General features: G+C 45.1%; 12 protein-coding genes and 2 pseudogenes. 8 read left to right on the top strand and 6 right to left on the bottom strand.

Annotated features, from left to right (window positions below; all coding sequences use genetic code 11):
- The first annotated feature begins 67 nt into the window (after positions 1–67).
- The 3 genes from RID53_RS09200 (at position 68) to RID53_RS09190 (ending at position 5,638) form a co-directional block, all read left to right on the top strand.
- Complete coding sequence (locus RID53_RS09200) at positions 68–709, top strand: DUF3386 domain-containing protein (protein WP_446387822.1); 642 nt, start codon at positions 68–70, stop codon at positions 707–709.
- 189 nt (positions 710–898) lie between these two features.
- On the top strand, positions 899–4,681 hold the full coding sequence (gene bchH / locus RID53_RS09195; RefSeq protein ID WP_446387821.1) for a magnesium chelatase subunit H: 3,783 nt from the start codon (positions 899–901) through the stop codon (positions 4,679–4,681).
- A 51-nt stretch (positions 4,682–4,732) separates the two neighbouring features.
- The gene (locus RID53_RS09190) at positions 4,733–5,638 is read left to right on the top strand and encodes a DUF928 domain-containing protein (RefSeq protein ID WP_446387820.1); all 906 of its coding nucleotides are present in this window, start codon (positions 4,733–4,735) and stop codon (positions 5,636–5,638) included.
- 412 nt (positions 5,639–6,050) lie between these two features.
- Here the strand turns inward: RID53_RS09190 and RID53_RS09185 are convergent.
- A pseudogene (locus RID53_RS09185) lies at positions 6,051–6,230 on the bottom strand (IS630-like element ISMae25 family transposase); the annotation flags it as partial.
- Positions 6,231–6,392: 162 nt separating this feature from the next.
- Here RID53_RS09185 and RID53_RS09180 point away from each other — a divergent pair.
- From RID53_RS09180 to ruvA, 3 genes are all read left to right on the top strand, one after another.
- The gene (locus RID53_RS09180) at positions 6,393–6,818 is read left to right on the top strand and encodes a hypothetical protein (protein ID WP_446387819.1); all 426 of its coding nucleotides are present in this window, start codon (positions 6,393–6,395) and stop codon (positions 6,816–6,818) included.
- Positions 6,793–7,545: a sucrose-phosphate phosphatase gene (locus tag RID53_RS09175; protein ID WP_446387818.1), complete on the top strand. Its 753-nt coding sequence runs from the start codon at positions 6,793–6,795 to the stop codon at positions 7,543–7,545. Before RID53_RS09180 ends, RID53_RS09175 begins: the two co-directional genes overlap by 26 nt.
- A gap of 112 nt (positions 7,546–7,657) precedes the next feature.
- Positions 7,658–8,290 (top strand): Holliday junction branch migration protein RuvA, encoded by a 633-nt coding sequence (gene ruvA, locus RID53_RS09170; RefSeq protein WP_006098992.1) that lies wholly within the window; start codon positions 7,658–7,660, stop codon positions 8,288–8,290.
- Between the two features lie 81 nt (positions 8,291–8,371).
- On the opposite strand, the gene RID53_RS09165 is transcribed toward ruvA, so the two are convergent.
- Positions 8,372–9,292 carry a LysR family transcriptional regulator gene (locus RID53_RS09165; RefSeq protein ID WP_446387817.1) on the bottom strand — a complete coding sequence of 307 codons (921 nt, stop codon included), beginning with the start codon at positions 9,290–9,292 and terminating at the stop codon, positions 8,372–8,374.
- Between the two features lie 281 nt (positions 9,293–9,573).
- Between RID53_RS09165 and RID53_RS09160 the strand changes: the two genes are divergently transcribed.
- Positions 9,574–9,927 (top strand): carboxymuconolactone decarboxylase family protein, encoded by a 354-nt coding sequence (locus tag RID53_RS09160; RefSeq protein ID WP_446387854.1) that lies wholly within the window; start codon positions 9,574–9,576, stop codon positions 9,925–9,927.
- Positions 9,928–10,051: 124 nt separating this feature from the next.
- On the opposite strand, the gene RID53_RS09155 is transcribed toward RID53_RS09160, so the two are convergent.
- The 3 genes from RID53_RS09155 to RID53_RS09145 form a co-directional block, all read right to left on the bottom strand.
- Positions 10,052–11,479, bottom strand: coding sequence for a hypothetical protein (locus RID53_RS09155; RefSeq protein WP_446387816.1), 1,428 nt, complete (start codon positions 11,477–11,479; stop codon positions 10,052–10,054).
- 357 nt (positions 11,480–11,836) lie between these two features.
- On the bottom strand, positions 11,837–12,295 hold the full coding sequence (locus RID53_RS09150; RefSeq protein WP_446387815.1) for a hypothetical protein: 459 nt from the start codon (positions 12,293–12,295) through the stop codon (positions 11,837–11,839).
- Positions 12,296–12,298: 3 nt separating this feature from the next.
- The gene (locus RID53_RS09145) at positions 12,299–14,524 is read right to left on the bottom strand and encodes a CHAT domain-containing protein (protein WP_446387814.1); all 2,226 of its coding nucleotides are present in this window, start codon (positions 14,522–14,524) and stop codon (positions 12,299–12,301) included.
- A gap of 233 nt (positions 14,525–14,757) precedes the next feature.
- On the opposite strand from RID53_RS09145, the gene RID53_RS09140 reads away from it, so the two are divergent.
- The gene (locus tag RID53_RS09140; protein WP_446387813.1) at positions 14,758–15,270 is read left to right on the top strand and encodes a tetratricopeptide repeat protein; all 513 of its coding nucleotides are present in this window, start codon (positions 14,758–14,760) and stop codon (positions 15,268–15,270) included.
- 113 nt (positions 15,271–15,383) lie between these two features.
- Here the strand turns inward: RID53_RS09140 and RID53_RS09135 are convergent.
- Positions 15,384–15,635, bottom strand: a pseudogene (locus tag RID53_RS09135) (hypothetical protein); the annotation flags it as partial.

The raw sequence follows: 15,635 nt of genomic DNA, 5'->3' as shown, positions 1-15,635 counted from the left end.
GGGTCTATACAGGCTGGATAGTCCCGACTATGCTAGTTTACAGCAACTAAAATGATAGGAGAAGCAGATGGTTGGAGTTCAAACATCAGCGCGTGATTTCTTTCGGGCGGCGTATGAGAACCGCTACACCTGGGATCACAACTTCCCCGGTTACACCGCAGACGTGACATTCAAACAGGATGATCAGGTTGTTACAGGGAAGGTTCGGGTTAACCCGGATATGAAAGCCGAAGTCTTCGATGTCGAAGACGAAGACGCCAAGCAAGCGATTCACTCTCAACTCTGGGAAACCGCGATTCACCGGGTTCGTCGTTCCTTTGAAGACACCCACGGGAAAAACACCTTCTCCTTCGGAGATACCGATGAGACGGGTGCTGTGGAACTCTTAATGGGTGGTAAAGCAGAAGGCGATCGCTATAAAGTCCGCGATAATGAAGTAACCCACGTCCATCGTCATATTCACGGCGTTGTCGTCACGATTAACACCTTCAGTTCCCACAACACAGGCGAAGGTTATCTTTCTCACCGTTATGATTCCGTCTACCACGACCCCAAAACGGGTGAACAAAAGGGCGGTAAAAGTGTGTTTGAAGATAATTACGAAAAGGTTGGCGACTATGTTATCCTGACCCAGCGGATTATTCGCACCGAGACTGATGGTAAAGAGTCCGTTCAGGAGTTTAATTTCTCGAATATCAAACTTCTGTAAATGGTGAATAATTCCCTAATTTTTCCTGAGTCCGCCTCGGCGGGCTTTGTTTGTTTAGTTCCGCGATGTTAACCGTTCGAGTTCCCTCCCCTTGGTAAGGGGAGGGTTAGGGAGGGGTTTTAAGGAAAGGATTTTATCTCCTAGACCGATTAAGATCAATGTATGAAGAAATCGTTCGGGCTTGGGTCTATGAAACGCATCGTCTTAATCGCTGGGTTTGAATCATTCAACGCCGACTTGTATCGCCAAGCGGCTGATTGGGCGACAAAGCGCTGTCCAGACTTGGATATTCGCGTATTTAGCGACCAATCCTTGACCACAGAACCGGATATCGTCGCCGCCGCCCTCCAGGAGGCTGATGTCTTCTTCGCCAGTCTGCTGTTTGATTATGACCAAGTTCTCTGGCTGCGGGAGAGAACTCAACATATCCCCATCCGCCTCGTCTTTGAATCCGCCCTAGAATTAATGAGTCTGACTCAAATCGGGGCGTTTAAAATTGGCGATAAGCCCAAAGGAATGCCCAAGCCGATTAAGTTTATTCTGGATAAATTTAGCAATGGACGAGAAGAAGATAAACTCGCAGGTTATATTAGTTTTCTAAAGACCGGTCCCAAGCTGCTGAAATATATTCCGGCGAAAAAAGTTCAAGATTTACGCAACTGGCTGATTATCTATGGCTACTGGAATGCTGGCGGTTCCGAAAACGTTGCTTCAATGTTTTGGGTACTCGCTGAAAAATACTTAGGATTACAAGTGGGAGACATTCCACCGCCAGTCGAAACCCCAAATATGGGATTATTGCATCCTGATTATGACGGGTATTTTGCCTCACCACGGCACTATCTGGAGTGGTATCGGCAAAATAAAAATAACTTTTCCTCTTTATCCACTTCTGATTCCCTCCTTATTAAGGGGGGCTGGGGGGGATCTCTTCCCGTTGTCGGTATTCTCCTCTACCGCAAACACGTTGTCTCTAAACAACCGTATATTCCTCAATTAATTCGCCAGTTCGAGAATGCTGGATTAATCCCTGTTCCTATCTTTATTAATGGTGTGGAAGGACATGTGGCGGTGCGCGATTGGCTGACATCGGCGGAGGAAACTGCCCGACGACAACAGGGTAAAATTGACACACCGTCCTTATCAAAAGATGCTGTTGAAGTTGATGCGATTGTCTCTACAATTGGCTTTCCATTAGTCGGAGGACCCGCTGGTTCTATGGAGGCGGGGCGTCAAGTTGAGGTGGCAAAACGCATCCTCACAGCGAAAAATGTTCCCTATATTGTCGCCGCACCGTTACTGATTCAGGATATTCACTCTTGGACGCGACAAGGAATTGGTGGCTTGCAATCGGTGGTATTATACGCATTACCAGAATTAGATGGGGCAATTGACACGGTTCCTCTGGGGGGATTGGTAGGAGAGGATATTTATCTGATTCCCGAACGAGTGAAACGGTTAACTGGGCGTCTGAAGCGTTGGATTGAACTGAGACAGACAGCCGCCTCAGAACGGAAAATTGCCATCATTCTCTATGGTTTCCCGCCCGGATATGGAGCGACAGGAACAGCAGCCTTACTCAATGTACCGCGATCGCTCTTGAAAGTCCTTCACGCCCTCAAGCAGCAAGGCTATACCGTGGGCGAGTTACCGGAGGATGGTGAAGAACTGATTCGCCGCGTCAAAGAAGCTGATGAAGCGATTAGCCATGATGATTTAACGCCAAACTCCGTCAACGTTAAAACCCTGGAAAAATGGCTCGGCTATCTCTTGACAACTCGCATCGAAAAGCAGTGGAAATCCCTCACCGGAACCGGAATTAAAACCTACGGGGATGAGTTCCAAATTGGTGGAATTCAATTAGGAAATATTTGGATAGGTGTGCAACCTCCGTTAGGTATTTCAGGTGATCCGATGCGGTTAATGTTTGAACGGGATATGACCCCTCATCCTCAATATGCCGCGTTCTACAAATGGCTACACCATGAGTTTAATCCTAATGCTATAGTTCACTTTGGCATGCATGGCACCGTGGAATGGTTACCGGGTTCTCCTTTAGGGAATACGGGGTATTCCTGGTCAGATATTTTGCTCGGAGATATTCCCAATCTCTATATTTATGCTGCCAATAATCCCTCGGAATCCATTTTAGCCAAACGACGTGGCTATGGCGTCCTGATTTCCCATAATGTACCCCCTTATGGGCGGGCGGGATTGTATAAAGAATTAATCGCGCTGCGAGATTTAATTGCTGAGTACCGAGAAGACCCCGATAAAAACTATGCGTTGAAACCTGACATTTGTCAGAAAATTGTGGATAGTGGCTTAGATGCTGATTGTCCCTTTGATGAAGCGAAGAAATTAGGGATTCCATTCACACCTGATAATGTCCGTTTATTCAGCGCTGATGCATTTAATCATTATCTAGTCAAATTGTATGAATACTTACAAGTGGTTGAACAACGCCTATTTTCATCGGGATTGCATACCTTGGGCGAACCGCCGAACTCAGAAGCATTGGCGAGTTACTTAAATGCTTATTTTGGCGAGAATGGGGCAGCGGATTTAATCAAGGAAGTAACCGATAAACTCGCCAATCCTAAAACGATTCAATCCCCTCTGGTTAACGATAAAACTGACAACTCAGATTCCCTTGCCACGAAAATAGAAACGATTGCCCATTTATTACAGCAAAACACCGATGAACTGACCAACTTATTACGGGGATTAAATGGAGAATACATTCCCCCAGCACCGGGCGGTGACTTATTACGAGATGGTGTAGGCGTATTACCTACCGGACGAAATATTCATGCCTTAGACCCCTATCGGATGCCCTCACCGGGAGCCTATCAACGAGGACGAGAAATTGCCCAAAAAATTATCGCCCAACACCTCCAAGACCAGGGAGACTATCCAGAAACCGTGGCGGTTATGTTATGGGGATTAGATGCGATTAAAACCAAAGGTGAATCCTTGGGAATTTTACTGGAATTAGTAGGTGCAGAACCCCTCAAAGAAGGAACGGGGCGAATTGTCCGCTATGAGTTACAACCTTTAGCCGAGGTAGGACATCCCCGGATTGATGTCTTGGCAAATCTATCGGGTATTTTCCGGGATAGTTTTGTGAATATCATTGAATTACTCGATGATTTATTTAAACGGGCGGCGGAGGCGGAGGAACCAGATGACCAGAATTTTATTCGCAAACACGCTTTAGCCTTACAAGCCCAAGGAATCCAGAATAATTCTGCCCGATTATTTTCTAACCCGGCTGGCGATTTTGGTTCTCTCGTGAATGACCAAGTGACGGATGGAAACTGGGAATCAGGAGAAGAATTAGGCAAAACCTGGGAAAGTCGTAATGCATTTAGTTATGGGCGTCAAGATAAAGGACAAGCGCGTCCAGAGGTTTTAAGTCAGCTATTAAAAACAACCAGCCAGGTGGTTCAGGAAATTGACTCTGTTGAATACGGTTTAACTGATATTCAAGAATACTATGCTAATACCGGGGGATTGAAAAAAGCGGCTGAGAAACAACGGGGAAAGAAAGTGAATGCTAGTTTCGTAGAAAGCTTTTCTAAAGATACAACCCCACGCCAATTAGATGACTTACTACGGTTAGAATATCGCACCAAGTTACTAAATCCCAAATGGGCAGAAGCTATGGCAAGTCAGGGTTCAGGGGGTGCTTATGAAATCTCGCAACGAATGACGGCATTAATTGGGTGGGGAGGAACTGCCGATTTTACCGATGATTGGGTGTATGATCAAGCGGCAGATACTTATGCCTTAGATGCAGAAATGGCAGAGAAGTTAAGACAGGCAAATCCTGAGGCATTTCGGAATATTGTCGCCCGGATGTTAGAGGCAAGTGGACGAGGATTTTGGCAACCGAGTGAGGAGAAGTTACAGAAGTTGCAGGCGTTGTATGAGTTGACGGATGAGGAATTAGAAGGGGTGACTGTTTAATTGTGTCCACCTCAATTTAAAGTATAGTTTTAACAGACAATTCACGATTGATTGAGTGTCAGAAAATTTGCATGGATAGGTATAAAATACAACAAAAATAATAGAAAGATGTCGATTATAACTCGCTTCCTCTGCTTACCCCGTTTCCGCATAGTCATATTCGTTTTACTGACTTTAGCTTTAACCTTGGGGTTAGCCATAAAATTACCAGTCAAGGTGCAAGCACAGTCTGAACCTTCCCCACTTAGTAGCCTGATTCCTGAGCAATGGGAAGTTATACCTGCGACTGATTCAAACAATGATGTTCGTCACGATTTTCGACAAGGCGTAGGAGGGTGTGGTGGTTGCGTTTTCCCTCGCGGAACTCCTGCGACAACCTTAGTTCCGCTATCTGGAATCGGTAAAACAGTTGCCGAGTATCCAACTTTATTTTGGTATATACCAAAGACATACGCTTGGGGAATAGAATTTGTGTTGATGAATACTAATAAGGAACACATTTATTCCGCTAAGTATAAATTTATGAATTATTACACAGAAGAAGATTCCAAGGGTGATGAAGTCAAAATAGCAGTAGGCACTCCTGGTATCATCAGCTTAACGCTTCCCGGTTTGGCTACCCTTCCTCCACTAGTTCCTCCTTTAGAGATTGGTCAAAAATATAACTGGTGGTTAAACATAATATGCGATCCGCTTGATCGCTCAGGCGACATTTATATCGAGGGAGCAATTAAACGAGTCCCATTTAATCCCCTGGATAAACGTTTTCTCACCCAGGCAACTCCAGAAGAACGTTTGGCTTTCTACACTAAAGAACGAATTTGGTACGAGACTGTAGATACTTTAATGGAACTACGGCGTGAACGTCCCGATGATCAAGATGTAACTGATGCCTGGAACAAATTGCTTAAATCAGTCAATTTAGAAGAGTATACCTTTCTATCTGAATTTAGCTAAACTCAAGAATGCATAAAACTAACAAATAGTCAATTAAACAAGATGGAGTAACATTGTAGGGGCGCACCGACGTGCGCCCGATTTACCGATAAATCTATGCTACCCTTTTAGCCAGTAGTGCCGTGACCCAGCTAAAATGGTGCATTAGTATTGGGTAAAACGGATCTAATAATTGTTGATGTTTTGATGTAAGATAATCAATTGCAACCAAACAAAGCTAAATCAAATATCTGGATGAATCCACAACCACCCACCAAGAAGAATTGGGAAACACCCCGTCAAGGACGCGATCGCAAAAATATATCTGGATGAGTCCACAACCACCCGCCAAGAAGAATTTGGAAACACCCCGTCAGGTATTGAGGTCTTCATCCAGTTGAAAAACAGGATATAAGTGTTTGAGCTTGACCCGTGCATCAGCAATTTCTTCATCCGTCCGTTTTCTCTTTGCTCCTTCTCCTTCATCTGACATCAGCAGAATTTGAGCGTGAAGTATCTTCTTGGTTGATGCGTAACCATTGTGGCTTATTGCTTCTAGCCTTTTTCTTTCCTCGGCGCTCAGAAAGATTTTGTCTCGTTTTCCTCTTCCCATGCTATTGTCCTCATCGCCAAGTGAATCTAATGCACCATTTTAGCTGGGTCACGGCACTACAAATAGAGGCTTGGCGTAAGTCCTAAATCAATCATTTCTTCGGTAAAGGATTGATGCTTATAATACGGATAAGGTGGTGCGAGTTGGTGCAGGGGAAGACGTATGCAATCAGAGGAACAGCAATGGGTTCAGGAATTTGTTGAACATGCGACGGAACATCTCTATCGAATTGAACAAGATTTGCTCCAGCTATCAGGTTCTAAAGACATAGAATTGGTGTATGGGCTATGCCGTGCAGTTCTGTCGATTCAAGCCCAGGCAGAAATGTTAGGTCTAGATAGTATTGATAGACTGGCGAATCGTTGGCATGAGCAACTCGAACGATTAAGTTTGGTTTGGATATTGTTCGCACAGAACTTAAGAAAATTGGTGGCTCTATTTCGACAACTTCTCTACCCGGAAAAGGAACAACGTTTAAAATTATTTATCCAAACGCCCTTGGCTAATCCCACGCTGATGCGAAATAATGCAGGTGCAAACTCTAATCATCCACGAGATTGTGATGACTGCATTTTTATTCATAACTGACTTAGATAACACTCTAGTTGGCGATGACGATGCCCTCAAGGAACTGAATCAGCAGTTAGAGCAGCATCGCCAAGACTATGGTACTAAGATAGTCTATGCTACCGGGCGATCGCCTGCCCTCTACCGGAAACTGACTAGCGAAAAGTCCCTGCTGCCACCGGATGCGCTGATTACCTCAGTTGGCACCGAAATTTGCTTCAATCCGCAGGAAGAAATCTTTGACCCAGAATGGGCGGATATGTTGGCACAGGGGTGGAACCGGGACGCAGTTGTGGCTATAGCTGCCCATTATTCTGACCTAGTGCTGCAACCTGAGACAGAACAGCGCCCGTTTAAAGTCAGTTATGTGGTAAGTGAAGAAATTTCCTCAGAGGTTTTGCCCCGTCTGGAATCCTCTTTAAAGGAAAAAGGATTAGATGTCAAGCTGATCTATAGTGGAGGTCAAGACTTAGATATTCTACCTCGTCAAGGGGATAAAGGTCTAGCGGTACAATTCCTGCGTAACAAATGGGACATGGACGCCACAAAAACCGTTGTCTGTGGTGATTCTGGTAATGATATCGCCCTGTTTAGTGCTGGGGAAGAACGGGGTATTCTGGTGGGAAATGCTAAACCTGAACTGCGTCAATGGTATGAGGAGAACAAAAAAGATTATCACTATTTCGCTCAGGCACATTATGCAGATGGTATATTAGAAGGTCTGCATCATTTTGGGTTTCTGGTTTAGGAATTGGGGATAGGAGAAGAGGGAACAGGGAAGATCGCCAACAGTGTAGAGACGCGCCATGGCGCGTCTCTACTGATGTAACGGTCAGTCTAAATTTGGATACTTATAATTAATGATTAGTTATCTCAAGGGAACAGTCGCGACGATTCAGAAAGGGAATGGGAATCGAGTTACTCTGATTCTAGAGGTTAACCAAATCGGGTATGAGGTGCAAATTACTCGACAGCTATCCCAAGAGGTTCAGATCGGATCAGAACAAGTGGTGCAAGTCTTTACTCACCTGCAAATCCGGGAAGATCAACAAATCCTCTATGGCTTCGCCTCCGCCGCCGAACGGGATTTATTTCGCCAGTTGGTGAGTGTGAGTGGGATTGGCGCCCAATTAGCGATCGCACTTATTGATACCCTGGGACTACAGAATCTGGTTCAGGCGATTGTCACTGGGAATACTCGCACCTTAGCCAAAACACCGGGAGTGGGTAGCAAAACCGCTGAACGTATCGCCTTAGAATTGAAAACCAAGTTATCTGAATGGCGAAAATTCGCGGGTGTGGAAACCCCAGCCAGTGCAACGGGACCCTCCCCCGCTATTTTAGAAGATGTGGAAATGACCCTATTAGCCCTAGGGTATGAAACCGCCGAAATTACGCAGGCGCTGAACGCGATTAGTCAGGATGCACTGCTGGCGAAAAACCCCAACGCCGAGGAATGGATTCGACGCGCGATCGCATGGTTGAGTCAGTAGCTGTGGGCGCGATCGCTAAAAACTATCACACACCCCAGCCGGAAATCTCAGATACGTATCTGCCTTGCCCCCCTATAAGGATTATGCCTTCAGGATGCTCAAGCTTGTCACATCCTGGGAAAAACTCTTGGCTAAAAATTCCACAAAATATTGAACTTTGGGCAGTAGATAACGTTGAGCAGGAAATACCGCATAAATTCCCACATCATTATCCGCCTCATACTCCTTGAGCAGATGCACTAGCTGACCCGATGTCAGTTCCCGTTGAGATAGAACTTGTATGACCCGACCGATGCCTCCTCCTGCTAAAATCGCCTCGTAAAGGGCTTGACCACTATTGACTTCAAAGTTTCCCCGTACTCGAATCTCTCGTTGTCCAGAGGCGTCGCGAAATCGCCACTGGTTCAGGGTCGTTTTTTGGGCATTTAAACTGAGGCAATTGTGATCGGCTAGCTCGTCAGGTGTTTTGGGTATACCATAACGATCAAGATACTTGGGCGCAGCGCAAATAATGCGACGAGAGCTGATTAATTTTTTAGTCATCAGTGAGGCATCAGCAAGTTCTCCAATGCGAATGGCAACATCAATTCCATCGGTCACCAAATCGACAACATCATCGGTCAGGATTAATTTGAGAGAAATCTGGGGATATTGTTCGAGAAACGGCGGAATTTTTGTCAGTAAAAAGCGATAGGCAAAATAGGTAGAACAACTTACATACAGAGTACCTTGCGGTTGCTGACTGTATTGTCTGGCTTCTCGCTCGGCTTCTTCAATGTCTGCCAAAATGCTGAGGCAACGGTTGAAATAGCGCTCTCCTACTTCAGTCAAGCTTAAGCGGCGAGTCGTGCGATTCAACAATTGCACCCCCAGTCGTTGTTCCAAATGGCTAATTCGGCGGCTCACAGCCGAGGGATTCAGTTGCAGTTCATCAGCAGCTTTGGCAAAACTGCCGCTTTTGACGACTTGCACAAACACGTCTAAATCTTGTTGGCGGCTCATGGATTATTGCTTTTTTTGCACGAGAGTCGTGATCAAAAACGCTATTGTTATTATTTTAATCATGAATATAGAATGAGGTCATTACTTAATCAATTAAATCTGCGGTTTAGGAGATGCAAATGAAACTCCAGAGAGTTTTGGCGATTTTGATCAGCACAGCTTTAATCACCAGCATCTGGATTGGTGGCGGCTTCAAATCCAGTCTGAATGTCGTTCCTGAAAGCGCACTGGCTCAGGAAGACGCGATCGCAACCCCAAACCGATTTCAAACAGGCTTATCACTGATCGAGCAAGTTAACCAAGCCGGATATGAACGCTCTCGCGACAGTCTCAGAGACATTTCACCTGATTTGATGCGATTTGCCATCGAATTTGGTTATGGCGATGTTTTATCACGCCCAGGACTCGATATAAAATTGAGACAAATTGCCACTGTTGCCGCTCTCACTGTACTAGGCGATGCCCAACCCCAGCTAAAATTTCATATTCAAGGTGCATTAAATGTTGGCTGTACTCGTCAAGAAATCATCGAACTGATTACCCAAATGTCGGTTTATGCAGGATTTCCTAAGGCGATCAATGCCATGGTTGTTGCTAGGGACGTCTTTCAAGAATTAGATGTACAAGGTAACTAATGTCAGTCGATCACAAAGTTGAGCAGCCAATAGACATGTACAGCAGATTTGCTGGTTGATGAGGTACAGTCTTTTAAGCAAGATCCCCGACTTCTTGGAGAAGTCGGGGATCTGTCTATGTACCTCACTTAGTTGAATACTGAGTAAACCATCGATAAACGGCTAAACTGATACAATAACCAATGCCAATACTGAGAAGAACACTCAATGATGCCCCAATCCAAGAACTTGCGATTGAGGGTTCAGGTTTACCTTTATCCAGACGGTGAGAAACTGTGGCGGTGATGGGGGCTTCAATAATTTGACCGACGCCAATGGCAGCACCCACACCTGCTAAAATTTGTCCCAGTTTCGCTTGTTGTTGATTCTGCTGATTTTGATGGGCGGCTTCATCAATACTCACTTGGGTTTGTACACTCAGCATGAGTTTCTCATAGAGTTGAATACCGGGACTTAGAAAACCAATATTTGCTTCCATTTGTTCCCGGTAAAAGCTAATCTCTTGCTCGAATTCTGTGAAAAATTGCGGTGGGGTCTGTCCGGTTTGCTGTTGAATTTGTCGGAGACATTCTTGATAATTCTTAAGGTTGACGCCAACGGTTTTAGATTGGTCTTGTAGAAAAGAGAGCTTTTTATAATAGTCCAGAGAGTCTTGCGGTAGCTTTTTCAGGGATTGACTATCCCATTTGTGTTGATTGTAGTCCTCGGTGAGTCGTTCGATAGCTTCGTACTGTTGACTGAGGATCTTTTTTAAGATAATGCTTTGGGAATGGAAAAAGTGAATTTTATGATAACTGAGTAGCATATCTTGGAAGATGCGATACACTTTATCGGCTTGCTGCTCAATGGTTGGGTCTTGATAGAGGAAAACACAGCTTAGATGGATGGATTCGATAGCATAGTTATTAAATTTTTGGATAGTAACGGGTTGGGCGTGAATACAAAATGGGCTGTTTAAAAATTCCTCAACTCTCAGATTGTTTGGGTCAATGGGTGTGCCATAGTAGTGACTGAGACAATTGGCGGCGATTTGGGGAATATCACTAGGGGAATAGTAGGAATTAGGTAAAATTCCGCCCAGGATGACGGTTTGTCCGAGTTCCAGAGGTAAGTTGGCAATATGTTCACCTAGATTCGCAAAGATGGGTAGGGCTTGTTCTTGGTGAATTGAGGGAACGTAGCTGGTGAAGCGCAGCAGGTAGGTGTCATTGAGGCGACGTGCGACTAGGCGACTGTGAATAATTCCTGTCTCTAAATACAGTCGGTCATTGTTGGGTTTTTGGCATTCTGGCGGAACAGTGGTGAAATCGAGGACGTTTCCAGAGGGGGCTAATTCTTGTTCAATGGGGATGAGTTGAACGAAATCTGATGCCCGTTTATTGGTGCTGCTGGTGAGGTGGGTGGAGAGGTTTTGTAGGTTTTCTTGGAAGAATTGCCGCCGCTTGTCTGTGGTTTCTGGGCGTTCGTTGAGGCTATTTCGCAGCACGTAATGATAGAGGTGCAGCGTGGGGGATAAAAGTTTAATGGTGGTACTGGTTTGGGTGGGATTCATGGTTAAATCGGTTGTCCTCAGACTTAAGGTCTGGGATTATATAGGGACTGCTGAATAAGTCTTGTGGTGGGGGAATAGAGCAGGGGAAGCAGGGGAAGCGGAGGGAGCAGGGGGAGCAAGGGTACATTTTCGGTGATTCTCTCGCCATAGTTTTGATGGATAGTCTCACATTTCCTTGAAGATAAACAACTTTCTCTACGGCTTAAAGCATTGATGGCTAAGGGTTCTGGAGTTGTGCTGCAAACCCTATATAAATGAAGTCTGCTGATACAAGTTATGAATAATTCAGAGAGTTTAACCCCGCACAGGTGGGTTGGGTTGGGGTAACTGTGATGTCTAATTGTCCAGTATCGGATGTCAGTTGGCAGCATTTTGATTTCCTGGTTTACCTTGACCTTGTACCGGGGGATTATTGCGCTGATTGGTTTGATTTAACTGTTGAGTTGCCCAGTTTTGCAGATATTGGCAGATATCACGCCCTTCGTTTATCAGTATTCTCTTGGTTTCAGGCGGTGCATCAGCTCCTTCACCCGGATCATTTATTTTTTTGACGAGCTTTTGGATATCGTCAGTACCTAACCTATTGTAGAGACGTAACAGCCATTTTTTTAAATTTTCATGCCCAGGTCTGTAGCAAAACTCTCCTATATTTTTTGCCATTATCAACGGATTAGAACGGTCTTCATCAGGTAACTGTGTTAAGTGTCTTGCAATAGCAACACGAGTGTTGGTCGTTAGTTTTTCCTCCAGTTCAGTCGTTGAATTTTCTAGCAGTTGACCAAAAGCTTGGCAAATTATGATATGTTCGTTATCCATGTTCTAACATCCTGTCAATATAAACGCCGCCCAATAGTAAGGATTCTCAAAGGGGATGCCTTCTAGGGAATAGAGTGCTGCATCCAAACGAATTCTTTCTGTGATCTCTAGTTTACTCAAATCCCAGGTGCTTGCTCGTTCTCGCAATTCATCAGCCGTGCAGCGACGCAGCCAGTTCTGGGCATTTTTCAGGGCGATGGCTTTATTCCCGGTTTGTTCGAGTTGGCGATAGAACTCATCAAAAATAAAGGCGGTGGCGATAGAGTTAACTTTCCACTGACTACCGATAACGGCTTTTGCACCTGCCAGCAAAAAGCCAGTGGGAAGTCCTAAATATTCTTCCAGGGGTTGAAAGGCATCGACAACACCTGTGCAGCAGGCGGAAAGGGTGACTAAATCGGCTTGGGGGATATGCAGGTCGGCGAAAATGGTATTGAGGGTGAGATTCTCTGCGCTGTTTTCCGATAACATCAGATAGGAGTCGAGGGGATTCTGGAAGTTGTATTCGGCATGACCTGAAAAATGGAAGCAATGGGTATCAGTTGCGGAGTGTAAAATTTCAGCTTTTGAGGCTTGTTTGCCTGGGAAAATTTTCCGGTGAATAAATTGTTGACGTTGGCGGATACTTGCCATTTCCGCTTTGGCAAAGATTAAATCTTTGTCTTGGGTGGGATTTTCTATGCCCATTAAGGAATGACAAGAACGTTGGCGGTTTTGGCATATTTTCCAGGTTTGGAGGTTGGGAAAATAACTGACGGCAAAGCGGTCAATGAGTCGCTGGTGGTCATTTAACCACAAGGCATGAAGGGGGAAAAGGTGTAAGTATTTATGAGGGACAATGATTAAGTGCTGAATCTGAGCGGGAATGTGGGGGAGTAAGGTTGACAAGTTGAGGGAATCGGAAATTTGATTGATTTGCTCAGAGAGGGTTTGGATGGTTGCGTTAATGTCTTCTTTTTCCTTTGATGGTGTTTTCGTCGTAATGCCGGATACCCAAGCTTGAGCGAGTGCGGCGATGGATTTGGGGTTGAGTTTTACTGGAATGGATTTAGGAGAGTTAGCTCCAGGTAAAATTAATAATGTTAGGAGTTTGTTGGCGGTAAAGAAGAATTCCAGAATGGCTGTATCGGATGGGAGTACAGACTGAATTTGTCGGAAGGATAGAGGGGATACTTTTGTCTTGGCAATAAACTCAGGTTCGATAACAGCGACTTGAGCATAAAGGGTTTCTAAGGCTTTTTTGGCGTCTTGCCAGCGAATCTCTAGTTGTTTGAGTTGCTGCTCGTCTAAGTTCTGATTAATTCCGTTCGTGTAGTCCTGTAATTGTTTCTTTTCAGTTACTTTTGCCTGGTTAATTTGTGCCGATAGCTCTGGTGTCACCGTATTTGGCAAGGGGGCATAGTGTTGGGCGATTCGCTCGACTAGATATCGATTCCGAAAAAGTTCTATATAGAAAAATGCCCGGTTTAAGTCACCTGTTTTAATTGAGAAATCAACAATCCGTTGATAGATGTCTAAGTAGGAGTTTAGTAAAGAACGTCGGGTGATAATATCTCGACCTTCTTGCAGTTTATCTAAGCAGGCAATGATGCGATGGTAACAAAATTTTGCCTTTTTGGGGTTATTAGTAGAAAAATAGCGATCAACGGTGTCTTTAACTCGCGTTTCTTGTAGAAACAGGAGTAGGTCATCCTCGATTTGTTGAGTTTCTGATTGCGTAAGAGCCGTGATTTTCGGTAGGAGTTCAGTGACGAGCAAACGGGTGTAAGGATTGCGATGGTGCTGCAAGTTTCTGAGTCCTGCAATAGCTTTTGGATTGCCAATACCGATTTTTTCCAGGATGGCGACGGCTTGTTGACGAGTGGGTACTTTCCGACTGGTATCTAGCAGTTGTATGAGTGCCTTGATTACCTTTGGGTTGCCTGGGTTGATTTTCCCTAGGCTTTCAGCAGCTCGCCTGCGGGTCAATTCATCCTGAGTTGTGTCTAGCACTTTGATGAATGCCTCAATCACCTTTGGGTTGCCTGTGCCAATTTTCTCTAGGCTTACAGCAGCTCGCCTGCGGGTTTTCTCATCCTGAGTCCTGTCCAGCACTTGTATGAGTGCCTCGATTACCTTTGGGTTGCCTGGGTCGATTTTCTCTAGGCTTACAGCAGCTCGCCAGCGGGTGGACTCATCCTGAGTCCTGTATAGCAGTTCTATTAGCTCCTCGATCTGATTATCTTTCATCTCACGTTCAAGAGTTGTCCAGTGAGCCTACCAACCTTTAACGACGATGGATTGGGGTTTACAAGGTAACACCGTGGGCAATTTCAGTATCTTCAGCCTGCTAGAACTTATTCTCTATTGGCGTTAGGCTAATTATAGCTTTGGCAAAGGCGTTGAGTATAGACTGGGACAACTGAGCCTTACATTTCACCCTTGTCCAGATGCCTGGGAAAATTAGGCAGGAGTTAACAACTATGAGCGAATACGAAACTTGGTTTAATCAAGGTGTGACACTCCAAGATGAGAAAAACTATACAGAAGCACTCACCTGCTTCCAAAACGCGATTGATATTAAACCTGACTTTATTCCCGCCTGGGTTTACCAAGGAATCTGCCTAGAGCAATTGAAACGGTACGAAGCCGCGATTGACTGTTACAATAAAGCGATTCAAATTAATCCCGATGTTGCTGACCTTTGGTACAACAAAGGTACAACCTACTGTACGATGAGGCGCTACAACGACGCGCTATCCTGCTTTGAGCGAGTTCTGAACATTGAACCTGACAATGCAATGGCTCAGACAAGCCGTTCATTCATTCTCGCCACTCCAGAGATTTTTAAAATAAACCCATTACGTTCTAATCCTAATGATGGGAATACAGATGAAAGTAGTGAGGAGGTTGAGATTCCCAGAGAGCGAGAAATTGGTCGCCAAATCAGCACATCTTTATCGCAGAGTAGTGAGAATGAGTTGATGCAAGAATGACTCGGCTAAGTCGGGGCTGATGAATAAGTCTTGTGGTGGGGTAGAGAGCAGGGGAAGCAATGTAGAGACGCGCCATGGCGCGTCTGGGAGCTGGGGTATGAAAGGGTTTTACCTTATGTCCTTGAAGATGAGCCAATGTCCATGCTACTCAAAGCCTTGATGTAGCGAGCAAGATGCTTGATGTAGCGAGCAAGATGCTTGATGTAGCGAGCAAGATGCTTGATGTAGCGAGCAAGATGCTCAATGTAGCGAGCAAGATGCTCAATGTAGCGAGCAAGATGCTCAATGTAGCGAGCAAGATGCTCAATGTAGCGAGCAAGATGCAAAGCCTGCGGCATGGCTTCGCTAAACGCACTACGGCAAGG

This window comes from Coleofasciculus sp. B1-GNL1-01 (assembly GCF_040220235.1).
In the GTDB taxonomy this organism is placed as follows: Bacteria; Cyanobacteriota; Cyanobacteriia; order Cyanobacteriales; family Coleofasciculaceae; genus Coleofasciculus.
Note: the sequence above shows the minus strand (reverse complement) of the source record. Positions and strands in the feature narration are given on the sequence as shown.